Source organism: Methylobacterium litchii (assembly GCF_038442315.1).
GTDB lineage: Bacteria > Pseudomonadota > Alphaproteobacteria > Rhizobiales > Beijerinckiaceae > Methylobacterium > Methylobacterium litchii.
On record NZ_JBBXMY010000002.1, the window covers coordinates 170508 to 195758 of the forward strand.

The following is a 25251-nucleotide window of genomic DNA, read 5'->3' on the forward strand; positions in this document are numbered from 1 at the left end:
GTGCCGGCCGCGCCGGCGGATGATGGGGTCCCTCAAGGGGTTCGGGCGGGTGGCCTGGTGGCCCCCGGCGAGCGTCCGGGAATGCGGACGCTGGCGGGAGGCCGGGGTGTGCCCGTGGCTGGCACACCCGCGGCAGTCAGTCGTCGGGCAGGGAGAGGTCCGGGAGCTCGACGAACTCGGCGCCGTCGGCGTCGAAGAAGTCGGGCGTGAGCGCGGCCCTGGTCAGGTTGTGAACCCGGTCGAGTATCCCGCGCAGGACGCCCGGGATGAGCGCCTTGGCCTGCGGGGCAAGCCACTCCGGGACCGGGCGGTCGCCCCGGATCCACGCGCCGAGGTGGCTCTCATGGACCGTGCGGGGACCGACGCGCGTCAGGTCCGTCGCGAACTGGCGCAGGTAGCGGGGGCCGTAGAGCAGGGCGCCGAGGACGGCGAGGTTGTGCCTGGTCATGCTCAGCGCCCCAGGGCGGCGGACAGGGCGGTCAGGACCGAGGCGGGGCCCCCGGCCGTCTCGACGATGCGGGCAAGGTCGACGAGCTCGTCGCGCGTCATCGTCACGGAGACCTGACGGCCGCCGGCGTCGATCTCCGCCGCGTCGGCCTCGCGCAGGAGGCGGGCGGCCTTGATGACCTGCGCCGCCGTGGCGTGCGGCTGAAGGACGAGCTCGGTCTCGGAGCGGGAGATGACGACGTAGTAGTCCCTGTCCGGCCGCTTGGCGCCGCGGGAGTTGTAGTAGTCCGAGCCAACCTCCAGGGCGTCGCCGCGCTGGACGTCGCCCAGGTCGACGATGCGGCCGCGCATGTCGAGGAACTCGCGGTCCATGCGGGCGGCGTTGGGCCCCGTGAGGCGGGCGATCCAGTTTTTGCCGCGCCGGTGCGTCTCGTACGACGGCGTGCTGATCGCGCCGCCGTCGACTTCCAGGGTCAGGGTCTCGCTCATCGGTCTGTCTCGCTCTCAGAAGGGGGGCTTGGCGGGGGTGGCCGGGGCTTGCGGCCCCGGCTGGGTCTCAGGCCTCGTCGGCCTCGTCGAGGCCGGCCAGCGGGTTGAAGGGCTCTGCGGGGGCGACCGGTGCGGGCTTCTCCTCGACGTTCGGAACGACGCCGGTCAGCACCCAGGGGGCGAGGGGTTCGGGGGTATCGGCGGGGAACTTGGTCATCAGGGCATCTCCGGGGAGGACCGCCCTCCCTGGTCTATAAGTAGACCCGGATTCGCCCTACCGCTAGGGTGCAAAAGTGCAATCCTTAACGATTTTGGTCGGTTTTTTAACCGAGGACGATTTTTTCCTGAGATGTCCCTGGCCTCCGTGTCCGCGGGGGGATTCGCCGGACTCCCGCCTTGGCTAGACTCCCGTCCGTATTGCGTTTCCAGAGGAGGCGGGGGTGTTGGACTTCGAGGGGATCGGTCTCGCGCAGGGCTATGCCGCGAGCATCCGGCAGCACCGGCGCGCGTGCTGGGCTTGGCAGGATCGGGCCGAGGCCCTGGAGGCCGAGCTCGCGACCGTGCGGGCAGAGCTCGACGCGCACGACGCCGGCCGCCGGGCACAGTTGCGGAGCCTTCGCGTCGCCCTCGATGCGGTCGCCCCGTTCGACCCCGCCCTCAAGCGCACCGGGCGGACGTACGACGGCGGCGACGAGGAGCGCGTGTTCGAGGCTGTCTACGGCGACGCGTACGACGCCGTCGCCCGGCGGGAGGGCATCGCCCCGACCCGGCGCCCCATGACCCAGGCCGAGCGGGCAGCCGAGGCCGAGGCCAAGGTCCTGGCGGAGCCGATCACCGGTCGCCGGTTCCTCGGGTTCCTCCACAGGCGGTACTGGTGGCGCGGTGAGGAGCACCGGACCCTGGCAGGGGCGCTGCGAGCACGAGAGAGGGCCGCTCGCGAGGCCCGCGCGGCCGTGTCGGCCTGACGTGCGTACCGCGTCGGCCTACCGATTGTAGCTAACGCGACTTCGCTACGCTCTCAGTGCAGACCCCTCGGCGGAGACGGCGCAGGGCGCAGGGGCACGACCTCGGCGGACGGGGCCGAGGCCTCCGCCGGCGGCGGCTCTCGGCGCTCCGGGGCAGGCTCGCCCCACGGGCGCCAGAGCAGCCCGACGAGGACGCAGACGAACGCGAACCAGAACCCCGCCGCTCCGAGCCACACGAGGGCCTGCGCGCCGGCGCCGGGGACGTCGGGGCCGGTCACGAACCCGAGGACCGTGCTCGCCAGGGCCAGCCAGGCCCCATTGTCCGAGAGCCAGACCTCCCAGACGTACTCGCGGCGGGTCATGTGAGGGCCTCCATGGCTGCGAGCAGCAGGCGTTCGAGCTCCGGAGGGAGCGGGATGCTGCCGGCTTTCGGATGCCAGGTCATGAGCTCGCTCCCTCTCCGAGGGCCTCGATGGCGGCCCGGACCAGCGCGTCGACCTCGGCCGTGCTCAGGATCGGCCGCGGGTTCTCGGCCACGAGGTCGACCAGCAGGACCTCCCGGCCGGAGGCGAGCACGCCGGCGATCCGGGTGACCTCGCCGGCGCCATCCCAGTCCATCGTGATGCCGAGCAGGCCATTGGCAGGGCACCCGGCCATCGAGGGTCGGTCCGCGACGAACGTGGCCCACGGGATCAGGCGGCCGATCATGGATGCTCTCCGGGCACGGTGACGGTGACGCCGTAGCGGCGCGCGGCCCGCTCCAGCGCGGCGCGCACCGATGGCGCCATGCCGTCCGCGGGGTCGTGGTGGCGCCGGGTGGCACGGGGGTCGCCCGCCTTGCGCGCGCGGATGACGACCATAGTGACGGTCCTCCATCGCATGCCGAGGACGGACGCGATCTGGGGCGCCTCCTTCCCGGCAGCCCACGCGTTGAGGATCGCGTTCCGGCGGCCGCGGCGGGTGCTGGGCGCCGCTTCCCGGGACGCGGCGCAGTCGTATCGGAACGCCGCGCGGGCATCGCCGGCCTCGCGGGCCTGGCGCACCATGTAATCAACCAATGACCCGGTGATCCCGAGCTCGGCCGCGATCACGACGGTCCGGGCGCCGGTCGCCCAGCGGTCCAGGATCGCTTCCCGCAGGGCGGCCACCTCGGCGCGGCTACGGCGTGCGGTCATCCGCCGGCTGCCTTGAACGCCGCTCGCATCAGCGGGATGTCTGTCACGCCCTTGGCCAGCAGCGCGGCCGCGCCCTCGTCGAAGGTGAAGAACTCTTCGAGGCCGAGGGCCTTGCGCATCTCAGCCTGGATCTCCCCCCGACCCGACTTGCGGCCTGCGCGCTCGCCCGCCCGCACGCCGGCGCCGAAGGTCGCCAGCAGGGCCTCCATGACCGGCACCGAGGGCTCAGGCTCCAGCAGTCGCCTGTCGACGTCGAACAGGACCACGTCGTCCCGGGTCCGGATGAAATCGGCGCGCAGGGGCCGGATGTAGCCGCGGTCGATGTGGTCGACGACGACACGGACCTCGTGCTCGGTGCCCTCATGGAGGACCGCGATGGTGCGGCCGTCGCAGGTGAAGGAGACCATCAGGCAGCCCTCTGCGCGGCGCGCCCGGCCCGCCCGATGGGGCCGGCCGCATGAGCGCCGGGCAGCGGGTCGCCCTCGATGACGACGCCCAGCTTACGGAGGCGGAACTCGATGGCGGCGACGCGCGAGTTGAGGGTGACGATCAGCGCCTCGCGCAGCGCCTCCACGGCCCGCTCATCGAGGCGAATTCCGAACGCCTGCGGATCTGGCTTCTCACGGCCGAGAGTGATGAAGCCGTCGGAGAACCCGGCGTCGCGCACGTTGCTGATGGTCTTGAGAAAGTCCTCGCGGCTGACCGCGGCGGCCTTGGCCTCTTCCAGTTCCTTGAGCGTCATGGGTCCCCCCGAATGGATGGACCCCGATCGTCACCGCGGCGGCCGCCTGTCACCAGGGGCTTCCGAGACGAGCTCGGGGAACAGCGCGTCGGCCGCCAACACGACGAACACGGCCATCATCGCCGCGTCCGCGTCAGCCGGCTTGGACCATGAAGCTCGGGCCGCCCGGAGCGCGTCGCGGGCGAACAGCCGGGCCTCCTCGACGGGCGTCAGGGCCCGCCGGCAGGGATCCGCCTCACTCACCGGAGGCCTCCATCGCATCGAGGGCGGCCAGCGCCTTCTCCAGGGCGGCCGCCAGGCGGTCCGGCAGGTCCCGGTCGTCGGGCAGCCCGAGGTACCAGCGGCGCGACTTCACCAGCTCGCGGGCGGCCTCGATGACCTCTTCGGCGGCGTCGATCACGATGCTCTCCGGGGCGGGGGCACGAGGCAGAGGGCGAGCGCCATGCCGACGAGGAACGTGGTCACCGGGGCCTCCGGCGGAGCGGTGCGAGGGACTGGAGCGCCGTCGCCACGTCCGCTTTTGCGGACGGATTGGCCGGCACCGGCTCGCCCCGAAGGGCGGCCATGACGGGCGCGTCGACAGCCGCGGCCGGAGGTGGCGACCAGCACACCAGGGCGGCGACGAGGGCCAGGTCCGCCGGGGTCACTCGCTGCCCCGGCGGGTCGGCCGCATCGCCTTGACGACCTCGGTGAGCGCGTTCCTGATGGAGTGCTCGACGGTGTCCATCTTCGTGAACAGCCGCATCTCGATCTTCTCCAGATCGTCCTTCTTCACGCACGTCTCAGAGACGTGGAGGCGAAGCTGGGCCAGCGCCGAGCCGTACGCCTCGACCGCCTTGTCGGTGTCCCGAGCACGGCCCTCGACTTCGACCACCTTGCTGGAGAGCCTGACGTACCCGGCGTAGCCCGCGAGGGCCGCCAGGAAGAGGGTGACGCCAACGGCCAGCAAGGCGCCGAGCGAGACGGTGGGATCGAGCGTCACGGTGTGGGTCTCCCGAACTCGGCCGTGACCGCGTTCATCCATTCGAGGGCACGGTCGCCGCATGCCGTCTTGGCGCGGTCGACCAGCTTGGCGGAGGCGATGATCCGGACCGCGTCGCGGCGGCCGAACGCCGTCGCGGGGATCTCCGGGAACGCCTGGTGGATGCAGGGCGCCAGGTCCGCCGGGACCGGGGGCAGCGCGGCGCGGCCGCTCAGGTCGAGGGACGCCTTGTCGGGGCAGCCGCCCAGCGCGACGGCGAGGCCGGCGACGGCGGCGAGGATCAGGACGCGGCGCATCACAGCCCCCTCAGGCGGCGGGCGTCCTCGTCCGTCACGCACCCGGCGTCGGGCGTGCGGTCGAGGTGGGCCTTCAGGTCGCGGAGGCGCGAGGCCGCCGCCTTTGCGGACGCCTCGGCCGCCTCGGCGCGGGCCCTGTCGCCGGCCGATATGGCGGCGGCGGCCGCCACCTGGCGGTTGACCTCGGCGAGGGCGTCGCGGGCGCGCTGGAGGTCGGCCTTCGCCTGTAGGGCGAACGCCTCGTGGGCGCCCCGTGCCTGCCCGGCCTGGTAAAGGGCGGCGCCGATCAGGAGGACGAGGCCGGCCGCGACGAGGGCGTGGCGCAGGACGGCAGGCAGGTAGGCCGCGGCCAGCAGGGCCACCGCGATCAGCCCGACGCCCCCGAGGCCGGCGAGCGTCGCGATGAGGGAGTACGCGGTCCAGCCGTGGGAGAGGAGCGTGAGGGCGGAGGCGATGTGATCGTGCATCACAGGCCCTTCCGGCAGAGGACCTGTTCATCGTTCCGGCGGATGGCCAGGCCGTTGACGCGGCGGCCGCCGGCCTTGTCCCACATGTCGAAGGCGTCGCAGGACCCGGCTATGTCGCCGGCGTTGTACCGGCGGGCGACGGTCGACTTGCAGTAGGCCCCGGCGCCGATGTTGTAGGCGAGCGAGACGTGGGCCACGAGGCGCTCGTCGGGGGCGTTGGCGAGGCCCGGGACGCACTTGAGGACGTCCACCTCGAACTCGCCGAGGCCCTTGAGGAGCATCGCCTGGCACTCCTCCTTGGTGGCGGTCATGCCCATCGTGACGCCCCGGGTCTCCCCGTTGCAGATCGTCGGCACGCCGACGATGTCCCGGTAGGCCTTGAGCTTCGTGCCCTCGCGCGTCCCGACGAAGGTGACGGCCAGCGCGGCCGCGGCGGTGCCGGCGACCATGCGCCTGCGGAGCGCGCCCTTGGCGGCCGGGGCCTTGAGGGGCACGGACGGCACCCGGCCGGCGGGCAGCGGCGCGGCGGCCGCGGCCGGGCGGGGACGGAACAGGCTGGAGAGGGAGAAGGCCATCAGGCGTCTCCCTGCGGGGCCGGGGCGGTGACGCCCTGCTGGGCGACGCACCGGGCGAACAGGGCGGCCAGGGCCAGGCCCATGTTGAGGAGGCTTAGCGTCGGCGCGGAGACGAGCTCGGAGCCGGAGAAGAAGCTGACCGACGCCTGCGCGGCATCGAGGAGGGTCGCGAGGGCCAGGAACCGGATGGACCAGGCGCGCTTGAGCACGTCCTCCAGGTTGTGGACGAAGGTGAGCTTCACGACAGGGCCTCCTGCGCCTCGATGGCGGCGTCGAGCTCGGCCAGGGTCGCGTCGAGGACACCCACCATCCCGCAGCGCGGGCACACCGCGGTCAGGACGTCGCCGACCTGGACCTCCGCGAAGGACAGGCACGCCGCGGGATCGGCGCAGGGGGCGCGCAGGGCCGGCTCGGGAAAGGGGATGATCTGGGCTGACACGGGACGGTCTCATGACCGCCGGCGGCGGCCTCAGTGTCCCCGAGGGGACCGGCCCGCCCGTGGCCCGCGCAAGGTCACGCCGCTGCCCGGGACAGGGCGCGGCCGCGGCGGACGGACGTCCCCAAGGGCGGCGTAAGGACGGTGACGACGGCCCCGCGGACCACGCGGAGCGTCATGCCCTCCAGCGGCACCACGACCGCGCCGTCACGCATGCCGGTGGCGACGACGATGCCTCCGAGCTCGGCCAGCCGCCGGCGGATCCAGCCACAGTCGATCCCCTGCGCCTGCGCGCGCGCGAGGGCCTGGCGGTCGTCGAGGCCCTCGGCGTCCAGCCCGAGGACGCGTTCGGCGTACCGGCGGACGGCGTGGTCGGTGGGGTGGGCGCGATGGGACGGGGAGACGTGGGACACGGGGGGCTCCTGCGATGGACCCCTAGGCTCCCCGCGTCGGCGCCTCCCCGCCAGCCTCGGCGCTCAAGTCGTTCCCCCGCAGTGGCGGTCTCCTCAGATCTGAGGACCCCGAAAATCGCCATGACCGATTCGTCTGGCCCCATGGGCCCTCATGGGGAGCCATGGACCCCCATGGGGACGGGATGAGCCTGAGCCCCGGCCTCCGCACAAAAATATGCATGGCCCGAGAAGGCGCCTGGACCGCCCTCCCAGCCCCTCGCGCCTCGCCAGGTCTCAGGACGCCACTCGCCCGGAACTCATGGGCTTCCCATGGGAGATTATGGACCTCCCATGGGGGCCTTGCGGGGCGTGGTGGGTGCATGGGGTCGGTTAACGCGGCCGTTAAGGCTAGGCCCTTGAAGTGACTAGCGGTTTTCCAGCGACACGCTCACGTTTGTGGGTGCGCGGACCGTCGTGGTGCCGGTCTTGAGCGCGCTCCTCCTGCCCCCATGCGAAGATGAGCCATCACGACAGGACCGAGGGGGATCGTGCCCTCGGATACCATTGGCGAGTGTCGCCCGAGCTCGTCGAGAAGCTCGGCCTCGACCCCGGTGGCCGGGCGGCCGCCCAGCGGGCCCGCCGCAGCATCGTCGCCGCCCTCGCGCTTGCGGCCGAGACGGACCGACCCTGGATCTCCTACAGCCGGACCCGGGACTGGTACGCCGGCGGCGAGCACTACCCGGGCTGCGACTACACGTACGACACCGTCGTCCCGGCCGCGAACGACCTCATCAAGGCCGGGCTGGTTGACGAGGAGCGCGGCCTCGTCCGCGACGGCGGAAGCGGGATCCAGTCCCGCATGCGGGCTTCCAGCCTGTTCCTTGAGCGCCTCGGCGCCGACCCTGCGGTCGAGCATGTCGGGCCCGGGTCCTTCCTCCTGATGAAGGACGAGGACGGGCGGCTGATGCCGCTTCCCCGCACCGAGGCCGTGGCGCGGATGGTCCGGGGGATGGACGCGGCGAACGCCGGCGTGCGCAACCTCCTCCTCACCGTCGACCCCAAGGCCGACCAGTCGAACTGGCGGTGTGGCCCCCGGCAATGGGCGGCGCGCAAGGTCTGCAAGGACGGGACGGAGCGGTGGGCTTACGTGCTGCCCACGCCGCATCACTACCTCGTCCGGATCCTCGGCCGAGGCCGCCTGGATTGCCACGGCAGGCTTTACGGGTGGCATCTCGGCCTGCCCCGGCTCCGCCGGAAGGAGCTCCTCCTGAATGGAAACCCGGTCGCGGAACCGGACTTCGAGCACCTCCACCCGACGCTCCTCTACGCCATCGCCGGCGTCCCGCTGACATGGGATCCGTACCTCACAGGGGTCATCGAGCGCGATCATGCGAAGCTGGCCCTGAACATCGCCATCAACGCCAAGGGCGGCCGCGGCGGCGCCATCCAGGCCATCGCCGACCATCCGAAGTGGCGGAAGGAGTGGAAGCTGACGCACGCGGACGCCAGGCGGGCCTATGACGAGGTCGCGAAGCTCAACAAGCCCATCTCCCACCTCCTTGGGTCCGATGCCGGCGTCCGCCTCATGGGGTTCGACAGCCGCATGTGCCTGAGCGTCCTCAAGGGGTGCCGCGAGGCCGGGATCGCGGCCCTGCCGGTGCACGACAGCTTCATCGTGCCGTCCGCGAAGGAGGGTGATGTTAAGGCGATCATGGACGAGGCGCTGCACGCGGTCCGCGTCGAGATTTCGCCAGGGACGTCAAGCACTTCGGTCAAATCCATTCTACAAGTGCCTTTCGCGCCGCGCGCCGCCGCCTCCCGGCCCTCCTCCTCGCGCGAGGCGAAGCCGAAGCGGTCCGTCGCCTCCCCCAAGAAGCGCTCCGCCAAGGCCGATTTCCGCCCCGTACAGACCGTCTCCGAACCCGCCGCTCGTCTAGTGCCTCAGGTTGACGGAGAGGCTCCTGCGCCCGACTGGGACCTCGCAGACCGCACCGAGGCGATGGTCGAGCATTTCGTCCTCGCGGCACGGGCCCGCATGCGCAAGCGGGAGCCGTACTATGGGAAGCTGACGTACGGGGAGCGCCAGAAGGAGTTCGCCGGTGCCAAGGCCGCCGCCCGCGCCCTTGCGCAGGAGGAGTGGACGCAGGGCACGAGGATCGCCCTGAAGGTCCCCGACAGGCTCTCCGACGAGGCCCGGGCCAGGCGCGACAAGCGCAACGCCCCCCGGCCCATGCCGGCGTGGCTGGCGGCCCGGCGGCGCCCTCAGTCGGCCCGTTGGGCGAAGCCCGAGGCGACCCCCACACCTGTCCAGGCGAAGCCCCAGGCGACCCTGTTCTAGGGCAAGGCCGTAGGCTCCTGGCGACCCTTTCCCCTTGTGGGAGGCAGGGGGCGCCGCTACCTTCGCTTCGTCCTCGCATGGGACGGGCGTGCACCACACTCCCGGAACCCCGCCCCCGGCCCGGCCGGTGCGGCGGGGTTCTGCATTTCAGGTTCCCGCGACCTCGCCAGGGCCCGTCCCCGCGGTCCTTCGGCACAGGATGACCGCCTGTCACCCGGAGGGGGCGTGGCGACCGCCCAGGGGCTTCCTACGTGCCCTCGCACGGGCCACGCGGGATCCGCCATCCTCCGGCCATGGCACCCCGGCGCCCTTCCTTCGGATCATTCGTCACCGACCTGTCCGCCGCCATCGCGGCGTGGGAGGAGCAGTACGTCTCCGAAGCCAGCTATGCCCAATACCGCCGGGCTTCGGCATGGGTCGTCGACCAGTCGGTCAAGGCCGTCACCATGGACATGCGGGGCGCGACCAACACGCAGTTCCGTGACCCGACCCCGTGGATGGTCGACGGCTGGCAGTACCGGCGCAGCCTCGCCAAGGGCCGCGCCGCCGGCATCGTCGAGGCCGAGGCGTACGTCAGGGACGACCAGTCAACGGTCCTCAAGTACGCCATGGGGGACCAGCGCAACGTGCGCCTGCCCGGCGACGTCGGCCTCGCCCAGGACCGGATCCTCCTGCCCCACTGGCGCAACCTCCTCCTCACCCAGGGCATACGCCCCAACGCGTCCCACGACCTGCCCGGGTCGACCATGGCACGGATCCTGCGCAACGCCTCGGGCCAGTACGCCGAGAGGTCCGTGCCCGGCCGCTGGGGGGTCTTCAGGGGCGAGATCAGGGTCGGGGGCAGCCGGCTGATGGGCTACATCGCGCGCCCGCCCATGGTCAGGAAACCGGTCTCAGACGCCGGCTAGGACCGGACCCACTTCATCAACCGCCGGGGTAAGCTCAAGGACCCCTACAGGGTCGTGAACTTGGGGCGGCCGCGCATCCCCCTCATCGAGGCCAAGCAGGCCGAGTACAGGCCCGTCATGCATGATCCGTGGGTGGCGGCCATCGCCAGCGCCCGGCGGAACGTCGGCAATTTGATGGCGGCCGAGCTCGCCTCCCACATCGTCCACAACGGGTAGAAGGCCAACCGGGCGAGGATCGGCGTCCTGATGCGCGACGCCGACCAAACCATCAACGCGGGCCAGAACGACAGGGCCGGCGCCCTCATGGCCGAGGCCCGGGGCATCCTCTCCCGCTTGCGCTGAGGCCATCGGCTTGCCACGCCGATGAGGGCGTCGGCCCGACGTGCGTCCCCTGTGCGCCCACGAATATGAATAAACGTTCGGGTATGCCAGATGCCCCCCACCCCACGGGGGAGAGGCGCGCCCTTGCGTGGGCCACGCCCCCCGGCCTCCCCTGGCAGAGCACGCGGCAGGCTGCCCCACCACCCCCAGGGACGGTGCTGCCTAGGGCCACAGGGCCAGGCCAGGGCGCAGGAGCGGGGCATGTAGAGGGAGGCGCGGTGCGCACGCAAGGATCGAGCGGCCGTCGGGGGCGCCACAGCCCATCCCGGACCCCCGGGGGGCGGGCGTCGAGCACCCCGGCCGGGGGGCAGGGTCGATGGGGACCTCAGAGGCCCCCCAGAGCGTGCGGGGCGGCACTCGCCCGTCAACGCTTACTAACTCAAAGATTTCCCAAATGGGTCCGGCATTCCGCAGTTGGAAACGGGCCGAGCCATTGTCCGCGAAAGCGGACGCCCCCCGCGGAATGCTAATACGAGGACCCCGTGAAACAGCCCGGACCCAACATTGCCCACAGCGCCCGAGACATTGTCCGCAAATGCGGACGGTCCGCGCGGCTAGGTCGTGTCATCACCCGGCTGGCGGCGCTCACCAGGTACCACCGGGACGCCCGGTCCGCCTGGGTCAAATGCCGCGGCCTACCCGTGGTTGGGGGTAGGCGAAAGCCATAGTCCGCAAAAGCGGACGACCGCCGTCGAACGCAGATTTGAGAACGCCTTGGACCAGGCCACAACAGGCATTGGCCCTCGCCCAAGGGATCGTCCGCAAATGCGGACCCCACTCGCCGCGAAGTCGTGTCCTCAAAGTGGCCCTCCGGGATATGGCGTCCGCAAAAGCGGACGGACCTCTATCGACCCACGCCGGATTTACAGCCAGATCGACTGGCTGCCCCTGTCCGAAGGCAGCGTTCGCCCGACCCCGGGGCGCACGCTCGTCGTGATGCAGGTTTCGGGCAGCTCGCAGAGTTTCAACGCCGTGAACTCCTTGCGGGTGCTCGGGCGCTGGATGCGGATGATCACCGTCCCGAACCAGTCGTCGGTGCCGATGGCCTATAAGGAGTTCGACGATGCCGGCCGCATGAAGCCCGGGCCGCTCTACGACCGTGTCGTGGACGTCTGCGAGAAACTGATGAAGTTCACGCTGCTGACGCGCGGGTCGGCCGATGACCTGGCCGACCGCTACTCCGAGCGGCAGGAGCGCGAGCCGTAGCGATTGAAGGCGGTGGTCGCCGACATCGGTTTCGCAAAGCAGTAGGCGCCGTGGCTCGGCGACGGCGGATCAGGCGTGCCGCCAGACCTTCGTGGCGGAGAGGAGCAGGATCGCGGCCAGGGCCGGCAACAGCACGGGGCCCGGAACCAGGCCGAGCAGCAGGCCTCCCACGAAGGCTCCGGCCACCGACCCGACCGCCATGACCAGGACGAAGGGCCGTTCGCGGGCCAGCACGTCGAAGCTGCCGTCGCGGCTGTAGCGTGCGAACGCCGCGACCATGGTCGGCAGGCTCACCGCCAACGACAAGCTGCCGGCGAGCTTGACGTCGACGCCGAACAGCATCACCAGCGTGGGGATCAGGAGCTCGCCGCCCGCGACCCCGAGCAGGGCGGCCACAACGCCGATCACGAGCCCTGCGGCGACGCCGGCCGCGACAAGTGCCGCTCCGGCGAGCGCGGGCGCCCCTGAGCCTTGTGCATGGCCGGCCAGAAGCAGGCCCGCGATTGCGACTAGCAGGACCGCGATGACCCGGTGCAGGGTCGCCGAGCGAAGGCGCGTGGCCCAGCCCGCCCCGAGCCAGGCCCCGGCCAGGCTGCCGGCCAGCAGGTTCACGATGACGGGCCAGTGGGCGGCGACCTCGGCGAGCGGTATCGAACCCGCCCGGAACGGCAGGGCGCTCGCCACCACCACTAGGCTGGTCGCCTTGTTGACGATGACGGCCTCCAGGGCCGGGAAGCCGAAGGTGCCGATCAGGAGCGGCAGCCGGAACTCGGCGCCCCCGAGGCCGACGAGCCCCCCGAGCATTCCAATCAGGCCGCCGCCGAGGAACGCCGGGACTGGACCCCTCCTCGGTGCTGATCGCATCTCACCCTGCATCCTGCATCACCCCGTCCAGGTCCAATGCCTCCCGCACGCGGCTCCCGGCCGGCGAGCCGAGGACCTCCCCGGGTCGACCCGACTGAAGGGTCGTGCCGCGGTCGAGGACGCACAGGCGGTCGGCGAGCCTCACCGCCTCGTCGAGGTCGTGGGTCACGAGGACGATGGGAATGCGCAGGGTGGCACGAAGCTCGCCGAGCTCCTCCTGCAACCTTCGGCGCGTGCGCCGATCCACGGCGGCGAACGGCTCGTCGAGGAGCAGTACATCCGGGTCCCGTGCCAGGGCACGGGCGACCGCGACCCGCTGCTGCTGCCCGCCGGACAACGCGGACGGCCGACGTTCCCCCAGCCCGTCCAGATGGACCAGCCGGAGAAGCGCACGGGCCCGTTCCGCGCGTCTGGCTTCGGGCAGGTGACCCATTGCCGCCACGACGTTCCCGAGGGCCGTCATATGCGGGAACAGGGCGTAGGACTGGAACACCATTCCGACCCGTCGCCGATGCGGCGCGAGGTCGATCCCAGACCCCGTGTCGAGCCACGCCGTGCCGCCGCAGGTCACCTGTCCCTCCCCCGGCCGATACAGACCGGCGATGGTCCTGAGGACGGTCGTCTTCCCGCCGCCGGACGGCCCTACGAGCGCCAGGAGCTCGCTCGGCCCGCATGCGAGGTCCACCGCCAGCGGGATCGGCCCGTCCTGTCGCAGGCGGACGTGGAGGCCCGAGCGGTCATGCACGACGTCCGACCCGGCTCGAAAGGGTGTAGGTCAGGGTGAGGGCCGCCAGGGACAGGAGCAGCAGCAGGGCCGCCATGGACCCGGCGGCATCCATGTCGAACGCCTGCACCCGGTCGTAGATGGCGACCGCGACCGTGCGGGTCTCACCCGGGATCGAACCCCCGACCATCAGCACCACCCCGAACTCCCCGAGGGTGTGCGCGAAGGCGAGCACCAGCCCGGTGACGATGCCCGGCCAGGCCAGCGGCAGGTCGATGGCCCAAAGTATGCGCCACGGCGTCAGGCCCGACACCGCCGCGGCCTCGCGCACGTCGGTCGGGATGGCCTCGAAGCCCCGTTGCATGGGCTGCACGGCGAACGGCAGGTTGGCGATCACGGAGGCAAGGAGCAGGCCCGGGAAGCTGAAGGCGAGCGGATGCCCGAAAGCGGCCTGCCAAGCCTGTCCCAGGGGAGATGCCCCGCCGAACGCGGACAGGAGGTAGTACCCGAGCACGGTCGGCGGCAGCACCAGCGGTAGCGCCAGCAGCGCCTCCGCCAGCGAGCGCCCCCGAAAGCGCCGGAAGGCGAGCCACCGGCCAAGGACCACCCCGACCGGCAGAAGCAACAGGACGGTCAGCGCCCCGAGGCGCAGGGACAACGAGAGGGCCTGCCAGTCCATCCGCTCACGGCGCCTCGCCCGGAAGCACGAAACCGTACCTGCGCAGGATCTCGCGGGCCGGCGGGGATTGCATGTAGGCCTGGAACGCCTTCGCGGTCTCGCCGGCGTGGCGCATCAGGACCATCCTCTGGCGCAGTGGCTTGTGCCAGGCGGCCGGGATCAGCGCGTAAGAGCCGAGCTTCGACACCTCCGGCGATAGAACCAGGGAATAGGCGAAGATCCCGCCCTGGGTCGAGCCGGACGCCGCGAACTGTGCGGCCTGGGACACGTTCTCGCCCAGGACCAGAAGGGGCTTCGCCTCGTCCCACAGGCCCTGCGAGGCCAGCGCCTCCTCCGCCGCCCGTCCGTACGGGGCATGCTCCGGGTTGGCGATGGCGAACTTGCGCACCCGCCCGTCCCCCAGGGCGGCCTTGAGGTCGGTCATCCCGGCGTCGGGCTTCATTGGCGAGCCATGGGGAGCGAACAGCACGATGCGCCCCTCCGCGTAGAGGGCGCCGCGATCGACCGTCTTACCTGCATCGGCGAGCCGGAACACGAAGCCCTCGTCGGCCGACAGGAAGACCTGGAACGGCGCGTCCTGCGCCAGTTGCCGGGCGAAGTTGCCGGAGGACCCGTACGTGATTGCGAGTTCCTGGCCGGTGTCGGCCTTGAACCGCGTCGCGACCGAGTCGAGCGCGAACTTCAGGTCGGCGGCGGCCGCCACTTGCACGGGCGCATCCGCCCTGGCCCCTGCCACGGGGGCGAGCGTGAGGGCGGCGGCGATGAGGAGGGCAGGAATGCGAAGCATGCGCTGGACGATATAGCTGATCGGCTATATCGCAAGGGGCAGAACTCGCTTCCCCGGATCAATCTTCTCTTGGCTTGAGCAGCGTGGAGAGCCGCTCGACCTCGCTGGCCGCGGCCTTCGCGGCGGAGGCTTCCGTGCGCCGGTAGCCGTCGAGCACGGCATCGCCGGTCGCGGTCAGGCGCGCCCCACCCCCCGCCTTGCCGCCCTTGCTCTTCTCGACCAGGGGCTCGCGGAAAGCGGCATTGAGGGTTTCGATCAGGTACCAGGCGCGCTTGTAGCTCATGCCCATGCGGCGGCTTGCGGCCGAGATGGACCCGGTCTCGCGGATGCCTTCCAGAAGTGCGACCTTACCCGGCCCGAGCAAGGTGTCGGCCCGCAACTCGATACGTAGGCTGATGCGGGCTTCGTCCATCCCACCTCCCGTCAGGTGCCAATTGCCGTCAGGCTTCCGTACGACGCGCATACCCGAGCACCGCCAGGGCCGCGCCGGCTGCGGGCGCAGCCTTTCGGGCTTAGGTGCCGCTCCTCACGGTGACCCGGAACCTCGGCTCAGCGCGCCTGAGAACCGCCAGGGCATGAGCAGCCGCCGAAGGGCGAGCCGTGACGTGACGAATCGGCGACGCCGGCTTTCCAAGGTCGCACGGAAGGTCGATGGGCACGATGCGGCCAACTGCTCGGGCTGGCACTCTCAGCCGTCTTGCTGCCGCTGCTGGCGGGCATCCTGGTGATCTCCCCCTTCAAGGTCTGGCGGCACGCCTGACCGCGGGTGCCCCGAGCAGCGGTATGGATTTCGACGAGGCGGGCCGCCGGCGACCTCCTGCCGGCCGGGACGGTCCAAGCAAGGCGCCGTCCACCGTCAGACGCCTTTGACGCGTCGCGGCTTGGGGCGCTAAAGACCGCGCGCGTGATGGGAATGGAGCTTCCCGACAACCGCCCGTAAGGGCTGATGGCTCCTGCTGCGCGGGCACGAGGTGGCCCGTCCGTGGCGGGAGCGTGCCTGACGCCGCTCCGCCGCGCGGCGGGTTTCTTGCTGCCCCGGATCGAAAGGGTGAGAGGGCAGGCAATGGGCTTCGTGATCGTGTTTCTGGGGGCGGGATTTGGCGGCGCCCTTCGCCACGGGTAAACATCCTCGCGCTGCGCCTGCTGGGCGCAGGGGCCTTTCCCTACGGGACCTTGGGCATCAACGTGCTCGGCTCGTTCCTGATGGGCCTGATCGCCGAGTATTTCGCCCTCAGGTCCGGCCTGCCCATGCAACTTCGGCTGTTCCTGACCACCGGCATCCTCGGTGGCTTCACGACATTCTCGGCATTCTCCCTGGACGCCGCACTCCTCTTCGAGAAGGGCCAGGCCGGGGCCGCGTTCGCCTACGTGACCGGCTCGGTGGTCCTGGCCCTGGGCGCGCTGTTCCTGGCCCTGATGGTGGTGCGCGCCGCGGTCGGCGGAGGGGCGGCGTGAGCCCGTCGTGGGTGGGAACCCTCATCACCTTCCAGGTGACCTTTACGGAGTTGTTCATTGCCGCCACCGTGGTCGCGGCGGCCGCCTACAAGTTCGGGTGGCGCAGCGTGGCGCTCGGGTCCGCGCTCGGGGCGACCGGGGTGGCGATCCTGGCGGCGGTGTTGCAGGTGGCGGCGTACGGCATCGCCCTGCACTGGCTGGATTGGATTTCCGCCCTGCTGCTGCTCGGGTTCGGGGCTTATCTCGTCTACGAATTCATCTCGGGCTTCCGGGAGACGAACGACATCGCCCCCGTCGGCACCGGCTGGGCGCTGCCGCTCAACGCCGGCGGGATCGGCGTCGCCGCCTGGGCGCTGGCGGCGGAAGGGCTGGAGATCCTCGTGGTCTGGCTGGGGGTCTCGCTACGTGACGGGCCGGCGACCGCGACCCTCGGCGTCGGCCTTGGGCTCGTCGTGATCGCCATGCTCGGCATCGTCCTGCGCGGCATCGGCGTGTTCCGGCGTATCCCGCCCTACGTCCTGGACGGGGTCGCCGCCGTCGCGGTGACCGCCTACGGCCTGTACTTCCTGTACGAGGCCTTCGCAGCCGGCGGGGCCTGAGCCCGCCTCAAACCCTTAAGGCGACCAGGACGGCGCCGGCCGCGATGAGGCCGACGCCGATCCAGTTCACGGTCGCCAGCCGCTCGCCCAGGAACGCTGCGCCGAACACCGCGACCAACACCACGCTGAGCTTGTCGATGGGCGCCACGCGCGCGGCATCGCCGAGCTTCAGGGCGCGGAAGTAGCAAAGCCAGGAGCCGCCCGTGGCGAGCCCGGAAAGCACCAGGAACAGGTAGGTGCGTCGCGAGACGGTTGCGAGCGGCTGCCACTCGCCCGTGCCCACGAGGATCGCGCCGAGCACGGACAAGATCACCACGGTGCGGATGAAGGTCGCAAAATCGGAGTTCACGTTCTCGATACCGACCTTGGCGAAGATCGCCGTCAGCGCCGCGAAGGCGGCCGAGAGCAGCGCCCAGAACTGCCAGGCGAACACCAGGTTTCTCATCGCCAAATCCCTTGGTTGCGGCCGAGGCGAGACCCCTCCGGAGTTCCGGAGCCGCGCCTTCCGCCGTGCCTCGCGAGGTAATTGACGGCGATGGTGGATTAAGCCACCTTGCCCGACGTGGGATGGGGATGGAGCTCCCCGACAACTGCCGGGCCCGACGCCCGGACGATAGCTCCTACCGTGCGCTTCCGGGCGCGGGTAGGGCTGCGCCTGTCCCCACATCCGGCCGCGCACCTCCCGTAACCCGATCCCGTCGCCGGGATCCTGCGTGAGCCGTGTGCCGATGCGATCCCACCAACCGCCGCTCTGAGCCTGCCCCACGCGCGCGATTTCGCGCGCGTTTCGTCGTGCTCGAACGAAAAAAACGGCGAGGTCCGAAGACCCCGCCGCACCCAGCGAACTTCCCGAGCGGTAACTTAAGTCGTTCGCTAGATCTCAGTCTTACTTGTCGGAGAGGTCAGGATAGCTAAAACAAGCTTCGAGTCAACGGCAATAAACCGATAATCGAAGAAAATTGGCATCTTAGATCTTTTTAAAAAGCCAGTTTTACTTGGTCCTGGGAAGCGCATCGCTTGCCGGGTAGATTATCCATGCCTCAATAAGTAAATATGCTGACGGCACAAGAAAAACTGTCGCACTTAGAAGAATCTTATTGTAATCTCAAATGGCCTTGATAGACCTGCATCGCTCGCTTTCGACCTGAACGGAGGAACTTCGGGGATAGAAAAGCGGCGATAACGCGTGACATGACGCGTGGCCACGCCGAATTCTGGCCGCGGCGTCTGAACGGAGGAACGCGCATGAAAAAGATCGCCCTCGCGGCGTCAGTTGCCTATGCCGCCACCGTGCTGCCGGCCTCGGCCAACGACGACCTGATGAAGATGATGGAGAACCCCAACGACTGGGCGTTCCCCGGGCTGAACTATTCGAACACCCGCTTCTCGAAGCTCGACCAGATCAACACCAAGAACGTGAAGGACCTTCAGGTCGCCTGGACGTTCTCGACCGGCGTCCTGCGCGGCCACGAGGGCGCGCCGCTCGTGATCGGCAACGTCATGTACGTGCACACGCCGTTCCCGAACATCGTGTACGCCCTCGATCTCGACCACGAGCAGAAGATCCTCTGGAAGTACGAGCCGAAGCAGGATCCGTCCGTGATCCCGGTCATGTGCTGTGACACGGTCAACCGTGGCCTGGCCTATGCCGACGGCGCGATCATCCTGCATCAGGCCGACACCACCGTCGTCTCGCTCGACGCGAAGTCCGGCAAGGTCAACTGGTCGGTCAAGAACGGCGACCCGGGCAAGGGCGCGACCAACACCGCCACCGTCCTCCCCGTGAAGGACAAGGTGCTGGTCGGCATCTCCGGCGGCGAGTTTGGCGTGCAGTGCTCGATCACCGCCTACGACCTGAAGACCGGCAAGCGCGTGTGGCGCGGCTACTCGGAAGGCCCGGACGACCAGCTCCTCGTCGATCCCGAGAAGACCACCTCGCTCGGCAAGCCCATCGGCAAGGACTCCTCGCTGAAGACCTGGGAAGGCGACCAGTGGAAGACCGGCGGCGGCTGCACCTGGGGCTGGTACTCCTACGACCCCAAGCTGAACCTCGTGTACTACGGCTCGGGCAACCCCTCGACCTGGAACCCCAAGCAGCGTCCGGGCGACAACAAGTGGTCGATGACCATCTGGGCGCGTAACCCGGACACCGGCATGGCCAAGTGGGTCTACCAGATGACCCCGCACGACGAGTGGGACTACGACGGCATCAACGAGATGATCCTCACGGATCAGAAGGTGGACGGCAAGGAAACCCCGCTGCTCACCCACTTCGACCGTAACGGCTTCGGCTACACGCTGAACCGCGACACCGGCGAGTTGCTCGTGGCCGAGAAGTTCGACCCGGCCGTCAACTGGGCGTCCAAGGTCGACATGGACAAGTCGTCCAAGACCTACGGCCGCCCGCTGGTCCAGGCGAAATACTCGACCGAGCAGAACGGTGAGGACGTGAACTCGAAGGGCATCTGCCCGGCGGCCCTCGGCTCCAAGGATGAGCAGCCCGCCGCCTTCTCGCCGAAGACCAACCTGTTCTACGTTCCCACCAACCACGTCTGCATGGACTACGAGCCGTTCCGGGTGACCTACACCCCGGGCCAGCCCTACGTCGGTGCGACCCTCTCGATGTACCCGGCCCCGAATTCCCACGGCGGCATGGGCAACTTCATCGCCTGGGACGGCGTGAAGGGTAAGATCGTGTGGTCCGATCCGGAGCAGTTCTCGGTGTGGTCGGGTGCTCTCGCCACCGCCGGTGACGTGGTGTTCTACGGAACGCTGGAAGGCTACATCAAGGCCGTCGACGACAAGACCGGCAAGGAGCTCTGGAAGTTCAAGACCCCGTCGGGCATCATCGGCAACGTGATCACCTACCAGCACAAGGGCAAGCAGCACATCGCCGTGCTTTCGGGCGTCGGCGGCTGGGCAGGCATCGGCCTCGCGGCCGGCCTGACCGACCCGAACGCCGGCCTCGGCGCGGTGGGTGGCTATGCGGCCCTGTCGCAGTACACCAACCTCGGTGGCACGCTGACCGACTTCGCCCTGCCGAACTAAGCAGCGGCATTTCGCTGACGACATGCGGGTGCCGGCGCGGGTTCCGCGCCGGCACCCTTCTCCTTGCTCGGTTACCGCCGAGGACCTTCATCAATTGACGGAATCCCCGATGCGTCCGGACACGAAGATCCGCGCCCTCGAAGCCCTGGAAATCCTGGACTCCCGCGGCCGCCCGACCCTGGAGGTCCGCGTCACGCTCGAAGGCGGCGTCAGCGCCACCGCCGGCGTCCCCTCGGGCGCCTCCACGGGCGTCAACGAGGCGGTCGAGAGGCGCGACAATGACCTGGCCCGTTACGGGGGCAAGGGCGTGCTGATGGCCGCCGAGGCCGTTCGGGGCGAGATTGGCGAGGCACTCCGGGGGTGGGACGCAGCCGACCAGCAGGGCGTCGACCGGACGCTCGTCGAGCTCGACGGCTCGCCGAACAAGTCCAGGCTCGGCGCGAACGCGCTGCTCGGCGTCTCCATGGCGGCGGTGCGTGCGGCCGCGCGCGCGACGGGCCGTCCTCTCTACGCGCATCTCGGAGGCGAGGCCGCCACCCTTCTCCCGATGCCGTGCCTCAACGTCCTCAACGGCGGCCAGCATGCCGACAGCTCGCTCGACGTCCAGGAATTCATGCTCGTGCCCGTCGGCGCGTCGAGCCTGGCCGAGGCGATGCGCGTCGCGGCCGAGACCTACGCGGCTATCCGAGAGATCCTCCACGAACGGGGGCTGGCCACGGCCGTAGGGGACGAGGGCGGCTTCGCACCCAACCTGCCGGACAACGAGGCGGCTTTGGCGTTGATCGTGGAGGCCACGGAGAGGGCCGGCTACAGGCCGGGCGCCGACGTCGCCATCGCCCTGGATCCCGCGGCCTCTTCCTTCGCGGCGGCGGACGGTTACAACCTCGCCCGATCGCGGACTGGCATGCTGAACCGCGCGCAGCTCCTGGAGCTCTACGGCCGTTGGGTCGAGCGCTGGCCCATCGTCTCCATCGAGGACGGGTTCGGGGAGGAGGACTGGACCGGCTTCGTCGCCCAGACGGCCGCGCAGGGCGAGCGGATACAGGTCGTCGGCGACGACCTGCTGGTGACCAATCCCCGCTTCATCGCGAAGGCCATCGACGAGCGGGCCTGCACCGCGGCCCTGATCAAGCTGAACCAGATCGGTACCGTGTCAGAGACGGTCGAGGCCATCACCCTGTGCCGGAAGGCCGGGTGGGCGACGATGGTCTCCCATCGCTCCGGGGAGACCACGGACACGTTCATCGCCGACTTCGCGGTCGCCATGGGCAGCGGGCAGATCAAGGCCGGGGCGCCCTGCCGGGGCGAGCGGCTGGCCAAGTACAACCGCCTGCTGGCCATCGAGGCCGAACTCGGCGCCCGCGCGCGCTTCGAGAACCCGTTCGCGCGCTACGGACGCCCTCGGTAGCGCCGAGCCACGGGCAGGGCCCGCTCGTTTCCCGTCACTGACGCAGGCGGGAGAGTGGACGGGGCGCCAACAGCCAAGGTGCATGACAGCACCGAGCCGAACCCGCTTGTTCGCCGACGCCTATCCGGCAGAACGCGCATGACACCAACGAGACGCCCATGCCCGCCTATCGCTCCCGCACCACCACCCACGGCCGCAACATGGCCGGCGCCCGCGGCCTCTGGCGCGCCACCGGCATGAAGGATGCCGATTTCGGCAAGCCGATCATCGCGGTGGTGAACTCGTTCACGCAGTTCGTGCCCGGCCACGTCCACCTGAAGGACCTCGGCCAGCTGGTCGCCCGCGAGATCGAGGCGGCCGGCGGCGTCGCCAAGGAATTCAACACCATTGCGGTCGATGACGGCATCGCGATGGGCCACGACGGGATGCTGTATTCGCTCCCGTCCAGGGAGCTGATCGCCGATTCGGTCGAGTACATGGTCAACGCGCACTGCGCCGACGCGATGGTGTGCATCTCGAACTGCGACAAGATCACCCCCGGCATGCTGATGGCGACGCTCCGCCTCAACATCCCGACCGTGTTCGTCTCCGGCGGCCCGATGGAGGCCGGCAAGGTGCAGCTGCCGGGCATCGCCAGGAAGGTCGATCTCGTGGACGCGATGATCGCGGCGGCGGACGACCGGATCTCCGACGAGGACGTCGCGGTGATCGAGCGCTCGGCCTGCCCGACCTGCGGCTCGTGCTCGGGCATGTTCACGGCGAACTCGATGAACTGCCTGACCGAGGCGCTGGGGCTGGCGCTGCCGGGCAACGGCTCGGTGCTCGCCACGCACGCCGACCGCAAGCGGCTGTTCGTCGAGGCCGGCCACCTGATCGTGGATCTCGCCCGCCGCCACTACGAGCAGGACGACGCCGGCGTGCTGCCGCGCGCTGTCGCCAGCTTCGAGGCGTTCGAGAATGCCATGACCCTCGACATCGCCATGGGCGGTTCGACCAACACGGTGCTGCACCTGCTCGCCGCCGCCCACGAGGGCGAGGTGCCTTTCACCATGGCCGACATCGACCGGCTGTCCCGGCGGGTTCCGGTCCTGTGCAAGGTGGCCCCGGCGGTGGCCGACGTCCACATGGAGGACGTCCACCGGGCCGGCGGGATCATGGGCATCCTGGGCGAGCTCGACCGGGCCGGCCTGATCGACACCGGGGTGGGCAACGTCTCGGCCGGGACGCTGGGCGCCGCACTCGCCCGCTGGGACGTGCGTGGCGAGCCGGCCGCCTCGGTCCAGGACTTCTACCGGGCGGCCCCGGGCGGCGTGCCGACCCAGGTGGCGTTCAGCCAGGAATCCCGCTTCGACGAACTCGACCTCGACCGGGAGGGCGGCGTCATCCGCGACGCGGCCCACGCCTACTCGCAGGACGGCGGCCTCGCCGTGCTGTTCGGCAACCTCGCCGAGGACGGGTGCATCGTGAAGACCGCGGGCGTCGACGCCTCGAACCTGGCCTTCACCGGCACCGCCCGCGTGTTCGAGAGTCAGGACGCCGCCGTGGACGGCATCCTCAACGGCAAGGTCACGGCCGGCGAGGTGGTGCTGATCCGCTACGAGGGCCCCCGCGGCGGACCCGGCATGCAGGAGATGCTCTACCCGACGAGCTACCTCAAATCGAAGGGGCTGGGTAAGGCCTGCGCCCTCGTCACCGACGGGCGTTTCTCCGGCGGCTCCTCCGGTCTGTCCATCGGGCACGTCTCGCCGGAGGCGGCCGAGGGTGGCCTGATCGGCCTCGTGCGGGACGGCGACCGGATCGCCATCGACATCGCGGCGCGCAGCATCCACCTCGACGTGGATGCGGGGGAACTCGACCGGCGGCGTATCGACCAGGACGCGGCGGGCTGGCAGCCGGCCAATCCCCGGAAGCGCAAGGTCAGCGCGGCGCTGCGCGCCTACGCGATGCTCACGACCAGCGCGGCGAAGGGCGCGGTCCGGCGGGTCTGAGCTCGACCCACCGGACCGGCTTCCGGGCCTCAGCGTGACAGGAGCCAGACGGCCACGACCGCGATGACGACGATGGCGGCGCCGACCAGGACGGCACGCGGGACGGGCGTCTTCCCCACCGCGTGCCGCCGTTCCAGGCGCCCCATCTCGTCGATGTCCCTCATCTCGGGATCGGGATCTTCCCCGGGCGACTTGGCCATCAGCTTCCTCCGTCGACGGCTTGCAGGGTCGGTTCCAGGCACGTTCGCGACAGGACGGTCGTGTCCGGTGCCAGCGTGTAGAGGCGCATCGCGCAGGTGGGCAGCTCAAGCTCCTCGACCTCGTCCGGGGAAAGCCCGTCCAGGGCCATGACCAGGGCCCGCAGGGAGTTCCCGTGGGCGACGACCAGGGTGATGCCGTTCATGGCCGCCGGCAGGATCTCCCGCACGTAGCCGAGCATGACGCGCGCCGCGGTGTCGCGCAGGCTTTCGCCCCCGGGCGGCGCGTCCGCGTAGGAACGGCGCCATCGCTCGACCCGGTCCGGCGGCCACCGTTCGCAGGCCTGGGCCCTGTCCAGTCCGCTCAACTCCCCGTAGTCGCGTTCGACCAGGGCCTCGCACAGCCGCGGGCGCTCCCCCGGCTGTCCCATCGCTTCCAGGGCGAGGGCGCAACTGGCCACCGCCCGGAGCAGGGGCGACGCGAAGGCGGTCCGGACGGTCAGCCCCCGTGCGGCGAGCGTGGCGCCCGCCGCACGGGCCTCCGCGATGCCCCGGGCGGTCAGCGGCGGGTCGAGCCAGCCGGTGAACCGATTTGCTCGGTTCGCCTCGCTCTCCCCGTGCCGCATGAGGACCAGGTTCGGCGCGCTCCCGGGCGCGCCGGGGCTCACGACGGGTTCGCCTTCTCCCGATGCCGTCTCTCGGCGGCGGCGACCAACTCGCGGGCCCGGTCCGCATCCGCCCAGCCGGTGACCCGCACCCACTTGCCGGGTTCCAGGTCCTTGTAGTGCTCGAAGAAGTGCTGGATCTGCTGGCGGGTGATCTCCGGCAGGTCGGTATGCGCGCGGATGCCGTCGTAGCGCCGCGTCAGCCGTTGGACCGGCACGCCGATGATCTTCTCGTCGGGGCCGTGCTCATCCTCCATAAGGAGAACCCCGACCGGCCGCACGGCGATCACGGCGCCAGGCTGGATCGCCCGGGTGTTGGCCACCAGCACGTCGCAGGGGTCCCCGTCCTCCGACAGGGTGTTGGGGATGAACCCGTAATTCCCCGGGTAGTGCATGGGGGTGTAGAGAAAGCGGTCGACGACCAGGGCGCCGGACGCCTTGTCCATCTCGTACTTGATCGGCGGGCCGCCGATTGGCACCTCGATGACGACGTTGACCTCGTCGAACGGTACCGTGCCCGGGCTGATGGCAGCGAGGTTCATGACCGTGCACTCCCGACTAGGGCGGGACGGCAGAACTCAACAAATGATCCAGGGGGACGGGCTGGGGACAAGGCACACTCCTATCGCGCGTTGGCAACGATAGGAGTCATCAGCCCCGAGGGCGGTTATACGGGAGACCCCATTCCCGGGACCGTATGTAACAGACGGCCCCATGGAATCAAGTACGGCGCCCATGCAATCTTGGGAATGAACGAAGCGGTGCGGTTTCCGAGCGACCGAATGACCGACGCGTGGTGAGCGGACCTTCGGACGCCACGACATCGAGGCGGATCCTGCGCCCTAGCGGGTACGGAGCATTGCTTTGGATGTTGCAATGCACCACCCCGGTGATGTAGGGATGCCGTATAAGACCGGACCCGGTGAAAGCCCGGGTGGCTCTTCCGGCCGCCGATCCGCCGGATAACGCAAATCGTGGTGCCTAAGTCGCGGACCTCCGAGGAGGCCGACCGGCCCTGTTGCGCGCCCCATGCGACGT

At 70.1% G+C, this 25251-nt stretch carries 35 protein-coding genes, 1 pseudogene, 3 riboswitches and 1 other annotated feature; of the genes and pseudogenes, 10 read left to right on the top strand and 26 right to left on the bottom strand.

The window, feature by feature from the left end:
* Positions 1–136: 136 nt before the first annotated feature.
* The 3 genes from AAHF99_RS05895 to AAHF99_RS05905 form a co-directional block, all read right to left on the bottom strand.
* Entirely contained in the window at positions 137–448 is a 312-nt protein-coding gene (locus AAHF99_RS05895; protein WP_342163131.1) for a hypothetical protein, read from the bottom strand.
* Between the two features lie 2 nt (positions 449–450).
* The gene (locus tag AAHF99_RS05900; protein ID WP_342163132.1) at positions 451–936 is read right to left on the bottom strand and encodes a hypothetical protein; all 486 of its coding nucleotides are present in this window, start codon (positions 934–936) and stop codon (positions 451–453) included.
* A 67-nt stretch (positions 937–1003) separates the two neighbouring features.
* Positions 1004–1153, bottom strand: coding sequence for a hypothetical protein (locus AAHF99_RS05905; RefSeq protein ID WP_342163133.1), 150 nt, complete (start codon positions 1151–1153; stop codon positions 1004–1006).
* Between the two features lie 223 nt (positions 1154–1376).
* Here AAHF99_RS05905 and AAHF99_RS05910 point away from each other — a divergent pair, with 223 nt between their 5' ends.
* Positions 1377–1901, top strand: a complete 525-nt coding sequence (locus AAHF99_RS05910; protein WP_342163134.1) for a hypothetical protein — start codon at positions 1377–1379, stop codon at positions 1899–1901.
* A gap of 53 nt (positions 1902–1954) precedes the next feature.
* On the opposite strand, the gene AAHF99_RS05915 is transcribed toward AAHF99_RS05910, so the two are convergent.
* The 14 genes from AAHF99_RS05915 to AAHF99_RS05980 form a co-directional block, all read right to left on the bottom strand.
* Complete coding sequence (locus AAHF99_RS05915) at positions 1955–2263, bottom strand: hypothetical protein (protein WP_342163135.1); 309 nt, start codon at positions 2261–2263, stop codon at positions 1955–1957.
* 79 nt (positions 2264–2342) lie between these two features.
* On the bottom strand, positions 2343–2609 hold the full coding sequence (locus AAHF99_RS05920) for a hypothetical protein (RefSeq protein WP_342163136.1): 267 nt from the start codon (positions 2607–2609) through the stop codon (positions 2343–2345).
* Positions 2606–3076, bottom strand: coding sequence for a hypothetical protein (locus AAHF99_RS05925; RefSeq protein WP_342163137.1), 471 nt, complete (start codon positions 3074–3076; stop codon positions 2606–2608). Before AAHF99_RS05925 ends, AAHF99_RS05920 begins: the two co-directional genes overlap by 4 nt.
* Positions 3073–3483 carry a hypothetical protein gene (locus AAHF99_RS05930; RefSeq protein ID WP_342163138.1) on the bottom strand — a complete coding sequence of 137 codons (411 nt, stop codon included), beginning with the start codon at positions 3481–3483 and terminating at the stop codon, positions 3073–3075. Before AAHF99_RS05930 ends, AAHF99_RS05925 begins: the two co-directional genes overlap by 4 nt.
* Positions 3483–3818, bottom strand: a complete 336-nt coding sequence (locus AAHF99_RS05935; protein ID WP_342163139.1) for a hypothetical protein — start codon at positions 3816–3818, stop codon at positions 3483–3485. Before AAHF99_RS05935 ends, AAHF99_RS05930 begins: the two co-directional genes overlap by 1 nt.
* A 30-nt stretch (positions 3819–3848) precedes the next feature.
* Positions 3849–4061 (bottom strand): hypothetical protein, encoded by a 213-nt coding sequence (locus AAHF99_RS05940; RefSeq protein ID WP_342163140.1) that lies wholly within the window; start codon positions 4059–4061, stop codon positions 3849–3851.
* The gene (locus AAHF99_RS05945) at positions 4054–4218 is read right to left on the bottom strand and encodes a hypothetical protein (protein WP_342163141.1); all 165 of its coding nucleotides are present in this window, start codon (positions 4216–4218) and stop codon (positions 4054–4056) included. Before AAHF99_RS05945 ends, AAHF99_RS05940 begins: the two co-directional genes overlap by 8 nt.
* Before the next feature lie 243 nt (positions 4219–4461).
* Positions 4462–4800 carry a hypothetical protein gene (locus AAHF99_RS05950; RefSeq protein WP_342163143.1) on the bottom strand — a complete coding sequence of 113 codons (339 nt, stop codon included), beginning with the start codon at positions 4798–4800 and terminating at the stop codon, positions 4462–4464.
* Positions 4797–5096 carry a hypothetical protein gene (locus AAHF99_RS05955; protein WP_342163144.1) on the bottom strand — a complete coding sequence of 100 codons (300 nt, stop codon included), beginning with the start codon at positions 5094–5096 and terminating at the stop codon, positions 4797–4799. Before AAHF99_RS05955 ends, AAHF99_RS05950 begins: the two co-directional genes overlap by 4 nt.
* The gene (locus tag AAHF99_RS05960) at positions 5096–5563 is read right to left on the bottom strand and encodes a hypothetical protein (protein ID WP_342163145.1); all 468 of its coding nucleotides are present in this window, start codon (positions 5561–5563) and stop codon (positions 5096–5098) included. The genes AAHF99_RS05955 and AAHF99_RS05960 overlap by 1 nt, the downstream gene beginning before the upstream one ends.
* Complete coding sequence (locus AAHF99_RS05965; RefSeq protein WP_342163146.1) at positions 5563–6138, bottom strand: lysozyme; 576 nt, start codon at positions 6136–6138, stop codon at positions 5563–5565. The genes AAHF99_RS05960 and AAHF99_RS05965 overlap by 1 nt, the downstream gene beginning before the upstream one ends.
* On the bottom strand, positions 6138–6380 hold the full coding sequence (locus AAHF99_RS05970; RefSeq protein ID WP_342163147.1) for a DUF7940 domain-containing protein: 243 nt from the start codon (positions 6378–6380) through the stop codon (positions 6138–6140). Before AAHF99_RS05970 ends, AAHF99_RS05965 begins: the two co-directional genes overlap by 1 nt.
* A complete protein-coding gene (locus AAHF99_RS05975) occupies positions 6377–6577 on the bottom strand; it encodes a hypothetical protein (protein ID WP_342163149.1) in 201 nt (66 codons plus the stop codon). The genes AAHF99_RS05970 and AAHF99_RS05975 overlap by 4 nt, the downstream gene beginning before the upstream one ends.
* Positions 6578–6651: 74 nt before the next feature.
* Entirely contained in the window at positions 6652–6987 is a 336-nt protein-coding gene (locus AAHF99_RS05980; protein ID WP_342163151.1) for a hypothetical protein, read from the bottom strand.
* A gap of 550 nt (positions 6988–7537) precedes the next feature.
* Here AAHF99_RS05980 and AAHF99_RS05985 point away from each other — a divergent pair.
* The 4 genes and pseudogenes from AAHF99_RS05985 to AAHF99_RS06000 all read left to right on the top strand — a co-directional run.
* Positions 7538–9304 carry a hypothetical protein gene (locus AAHF99_RS05985; RefSeq protein WP_342163153.1) on the top strand — a complete coding sequence of 589 codons (1767 nt, stop codon included), beginning with the start codon at positions 7538–7540 and terminating at the stop codon, positions 9302–9304.
* Positions 9305–9597: 293 nt separating this feature from the next.
* Positions 9598–10212, top strand: coding sequence for a hypothetical protein (locus AAHF99_RS05990; RefSeq protein ID WP_342163155.1), 615 nt, complete (start codon positions 9598–9600; stop codon positions 10210–10212).
* Positions 10213–10266: 54 nt separating this feature from the next.
* Complete coding sequence (locus AAHF99_RS05995; RefSeq protein ID WP_342163156.1) at positions 10267–10428, top strand: hypothetical protein; 162 nt, start codon at positions 10267–10269, stop codon at positions 10426–10428.
* A 1032-nt stretch (positions 10429–11460) separates the two neighbouring features.
* A pseudogene (locus AAHF99_RS06000) lies at positions 11461–11799 on the top strand (NAD(P)H-dependent oxidoreductase); the annotation flags it as partial.
* A gap of 69 nt (positions 11800–11868) precedes the next feature.
* Here the strand turns inward: AAHF99_RS06000 and AAHF99_RS06005 are convergent.
* From AAHF99_RS06005 to AAHF99_RS06025, 5 genes are read right to left on the bottom strand one after another with little or no spacing between them, the layout of a single operon-like run.
* The gene (locus tag AAHF99_RS06005; protein ID WP_342163157.1) at positions 11869–12663 is read right to left on the bottom strand and encodes a sulfite exporter TauE/SafE family protein; all 795 of its coding nucleotides are present in this window, start codon (positions 12661–12663) and stop codon (positions 11869–11871) included.
* A 1-nt stretch (position 12664) separates the two neighbouring features.
* Positions 12665–13408 carry an ABC transporter ATP-binding protein gene (locus tag AAHF99_RS06010; protein WP_342163159.1) on the bottom strand — a complete coding sequence of 248 codons (744 nt, stop codon included), beginning with the start codon at positions 13406–13408 and terminating at the stop codon, positions 12665–12667.
* Positions 13401–14066 carry a molybdate ABC transporter permease subunit gene (gene modB / locus AAHF99_RS06015; RefSeq protein WP_342163160.1) on the bottom strand — a complete coding sequence of 222 codons (666 nt, stop codon included), beginning with the start codon at positions 14064–14066 and terminating at the stop codon, positions 13401–13403. Before modB ends, AAHF99_RS06010 begins: the two co-directional genes overlap by 8 nt.
* Before the next feature lie 4 nt (positions 14067–14070).
* Positions 14071–14853, bottom strand: coding sequence for a molybdate ABC transporter substrate-binding protein (gene modA / locus AAHF99_RS06020; RefSeq protein WP_342163161.1), 783 nt, complete (start codon positions 14851–14853; stop codon positions 14071–14073).
* Between the two features lie 58 nt (positions 14854–14911).
* The gene (locus AAHF99_RS06025) at positions 14912–15265 is read right to left on the bottom strand and encodes a winged helix-turn-helix domain-containing protein (RefSeq protein WP_342163162.1); all 354 of its coding nucleotides are present in this window, start codon (positions 15263–15265) and stop codon (positions 14912–14914) included.
* Between the two features lie 488 nt (positions 15266–15753).
* Positions 15754–15816, top strand: a riboswitch (Fluoride riboswitch).
* Between the two features lie 222 nt (positions 15817–16038).
* Between AAHF99_RS06025 and AAHF99_RS06030 the strand changes: the two genes are divergently transcribed.
* Both AAHF99_RS06030 and AAHF99_RS06035 read left to right on the top strand, forming a co-directional pair.
* Entirely contained in the window at positions 16039–16308 is a 270-nt protein-coding gene (locus AAHF99_RS06030; RefSeq protein ID WP_342163164.1) for a CrcB family protein, read from the top strand.
* The gene (locus tag AAHF99_RS06035; protein ID WP_342163165.1) at positions 16305–16907 is read left to right on the top strand and encodes a hypothetical protein; all 603 of its coding nucleotides are present in this window, start codon (positions 16305–16307) and stop codon (positions 16905–16907) included. The genes AAHF99_RS06030 and AAHF99_RS06035 overlap by 4 nt, the downstream gene beginning before the upstream one ends.
* Before the next feature lie 7 nt (positions 16908–16914).
* Here the strand turns inward: AAHF99_RS06035 and AAHF99_RS06040 are convergent, their stop codons facing one another.
* Complete coding sequence (locus tag AAHF99_RS06040) at positions 16915–17352, bottom strand: EamA family transporter (RefSeq protein WP_342163166.1); 438 nt, start codon at positions 17350–17352, stop codon at positions 16915–16917.
* Between the two features lie 115 nt (positions 17353–17467).
* A riboswitch (Fluoride riboswitch) is annotated at positions 17468–17537 on the top strand.
* A 615-nt stretch (positions 17538–18152) separates the two neighbouring features.
* Here AAHF99_RS06040 and xoxF5 point away from each other — a divergent pair.
* From xoxF5 to ilvD, 3 genes are all read left to right on the top strand, one after another.
* Positions 18153–19955 carry a lanthanide-dependent methanol dehydrogenase XoxF5 gene (gene xoxF5 / locus AAHF99_RS06045; protein WP_342163168.1) on the top strand — a complete coding sequence of 601 codons (1803 nt, stop codon included), beginning with the start codon at positions 18153–18155 and terminating at the stop codon, positions 19953–19955.
* Positions 19956–20064: 109 nt separating this feature from the next.
* On the top strand, positions 20065–21363 hold the full coding sequence (gene eno, locus AAHF99_RS06050) for a phosphopyruvate hydratase (protein ID WP_342163169.1): 1299 nt from the start codon (positions 20065–20067) through the stop codon (positions 21361–21363).
* Positions 21364–21521: 158 nt separating this feature from the next.
* Complete coding sequence (ilvD, locus tag AAHF99_RS06055) at positions 21522–23351, top strand: dihydroxy-acid dehydratase (RefSeq protein WP_342163171.1); 1830 nt, start codon at positions 21522–21524, stop codon at positions 23349–23351.
* A 29-nt stretch (positions 23352–23380) separates the two neighbouring features.
* Here the strand turns inward: ilvD and AAHF99_RS06060 are convergent, their stop codons facing one another.
* The 3 genes from AAHF99_RS06060 to ppa are packed head-to-tail and all read right to left on the bottom strand — an operon-like array spanning position 23381 to position 24755.
* A complete protein-coding gene (locus AAHF99_RS06060) occupies positions 23381–23551 on the bottom strand; it encodes a hypothetical protein (RefSeq protein ID WP_342163172.1) in 171 nt (56 codons plus the stop codon).
* Positions 23551–24174, bottom strand: a complete 624-nt coding sequence (locus AAHF99_RS06065; protein ID WP_342163174.1) for a 2,3-bisphosphoglycerate-dependent phosphoglycerate mutase — start codon at positions 24172–24174, stop codon at positions 23551–23553. Before AAHF99_RS06065 ends, AAHF99_RS06060 begins: the two co-directional genes overlap by 1 nt.
* A 38-nt stretch (positions 24175–24212) precedes the next feature.
* Positions 24213–24755: an inorganic diphosphatase gene (ppa, locus tag AAHF99_RS06070; RefSeq protein WP_342163175.1), complete on the bottom strand. Its 543-nt coding sequence runs from the start codon at positions 24753–24755 to the stop codon at positions 24213–24215.
* Between the two features lie 93 nt (positions 24756–24848).
* Positions 24849–24911: riboswitch (Fluoride riboswitch) on the bottom strand.
* A 214-nt stretch (positions 24912–25125) separates the two neighbouring features.
* Positions 25126–25181: a sequence feature (sul1 is cis-regulatory element that is thought to sense ions involved in sulfur or methionine metabolism; They are found in Alphaproteobacteria), on the top strand.
* The last annotated feature ends 70 nt before the right edge of the window (positions 25182–25251 follow it).

What these genes read in the sequence shown, in the direction of transcription:
- AAHF99_RS05895 (WP_342163131.1), bottom strand. Translation starts at nt 448, where the DNA reads ATGACCAGGCACAACCTCGCCGTCCTCGGCGCCCTGCTCTACGGCCCC.
- AAHF99_RS05900 (WP_342163132.1), bottom strand. Translation starts at nt 936, where the DNA reads ATGAGCGAGACCCTGACCCTGGAAGTCGACGGCGGCGCGATCAGCACG.
- AAHF99_RS05905 (WP_342163133.1), bottom strand. Translation starts at nt 1,153, where the DNA reads ATGACCAAGTTCCCCGCCGATACCCCCGAACCCCTCGCCCCCTGGGTG.
- AAHF99_RS05915 (WP_342163135.1), bottom strand. Translation starts at nt 2,263, where the DNA reads ATGACCCGCCGCGAGTACGTCTGGGAGGTCTGGCTCTCGGACAATGGG.
- AAHF99_RS05920 (WP_342163136.1), bottom strand. Translation starts at nt 2,609, where the DNA reads ATGATCGGCCGCCTGATCCCGTGGGCCACGTTCGTCGCGGACCGACCC.
- AAHF99_RS05925 (WP_342163137.1), bottom strand. Translation starts at nt 3,076, where the DNA reads ATGACCGCACGCCGTAGCCGCGCCGAGGTGGCCGCCCTGCGGGAAGCG.
- AAHF99_RS05930 (WP_342163138.1), bottom strand. Translation starts at nt 3,483, where the DNA reads ATGGTCTCCTTCACCTGCGACGGCCGCACCATCGCGGTCCTCCATGAG.
- AAHF99_RS05935 (WP_342163139.1), bottom strand. Translation starts at nt 3,818, where the DNA reads ATGACGCTCAAGGAACTGGAAGAGGCCAAGGCCGCCGCGGTCAGCCGC.
- AAHF99_RS05955 (WP_342163144.1), bottom strand. Translation starts at nt 5,096, where the DNA reads ATGCGCCGCGTCCTGATCCTCGCCGCCGTCGCCGGCCTCGCCGTCGCG.
- AAHF99_RS05960 (WP_342163145.1), bottom strand. Translation starts at nt 5,563, where the DNA reads ATGCACGATCACATCGCCTCCGCCCTCACGCTCCTCTCCCACGGCTGG.
- AAHF99_RS05965 (WP_342163146.1), bottom strand. Translation starts at nt 6,138, where the DNA reads ATGGCCTTCTCCCTCTCCAGCCTGTTCCGTCCCCGCCCGGCCGCGGCC.
- AAHF99_RS05990 (WP_342163155.1), top strand. Translation starts at nt 9,598, where the DNA reads ATGGCACCCCGGCGCCCTTCCTTCGGATCATTCGTCACCGACCTGTCC.
- AAHF99_RS06005 (WP_342163157.1), bottom strand. Translation starts at nt 12,663, where the DNA reads ATGCGATCAGCACCGAGGAGGGGTCCAGTCCCGGCGTTCCTCGGCGGC.
- modB (WP_342163160.1), bottom strand. Translation starts at nt 14,066, where the DNA reads ATGGACTGGCAGGCCCTCTCGTTGTCCCTGCGCCTCGGGGCGCTGACC.
- modA (WP_342163161.1), bottom strand. Translation starts at nt 14,853, where the DNA reads ATGCTTCGCATTCCTGCCCTCCTCATCGCCGCCGCCCTCACGCTCGCC.
- AAHF99_RS06025 (WP_342163162.1), bottom strand. Translation starts at nt 15,265, where the DNA reads ATGGACGAAGCCCGCATCAGCCTACGTATCGAGTTGCGGGCCGACACC.
- AAHF99_RS06040 (WP_342163166.1), bottom strand. Translation starts at nt 17,352, where the DNA reads ATGAGAAACCTGGTGTTCGCCTGGCAGTTCTGGGCGCTGCTCTCGGCC.
- xoxF5 (WP_342163168.1), top strand. Translation starts at nt 18,153, where the DNA reads ATGAAAAAGATCGCCCTCGCGGCGTCAGTTGCCTATGCCGCCACCGTG.
- eno (WP_342163169.1), top strand. Translation starts at nt 20,065, where the DNA reads ATGCGTCCGGACACGAAGATCCGCGCCCTCGAAGCCCTGGAAATCCTG.
- ilvD (WP_342163171.1), top strand. Translation starts at nt 21,522, where the DNA reads ATGCCCGCCTATCGCTCCCGCACCACCACCCACGGCCGCAACATGGCC.
- AAHF99_RS06060 (WP_342163172.1), bottom strand. Translation starts at nt 23,551, where the DNA reads ATGGCCAAGTCGCCCGGGGAAGATCCCGATCCCGAGATGAGGGACATC.
- AAHF99_RS06065 (WP_342163174.1), bottom strand. Translation starts at nt 24,174, where the DNA reads ATGCGGCACGGGGAGAGCGAGGCGAACCGAGCAAATCGGTTCACCGGC.
- ppa (WP_342163175.1), bottom strand. Translation starts at nt 24,755, where the DNA reads ATGAACCTCGCTGCCATCAGCCCGGGCACGGTACCGTTCGACGAGGTC.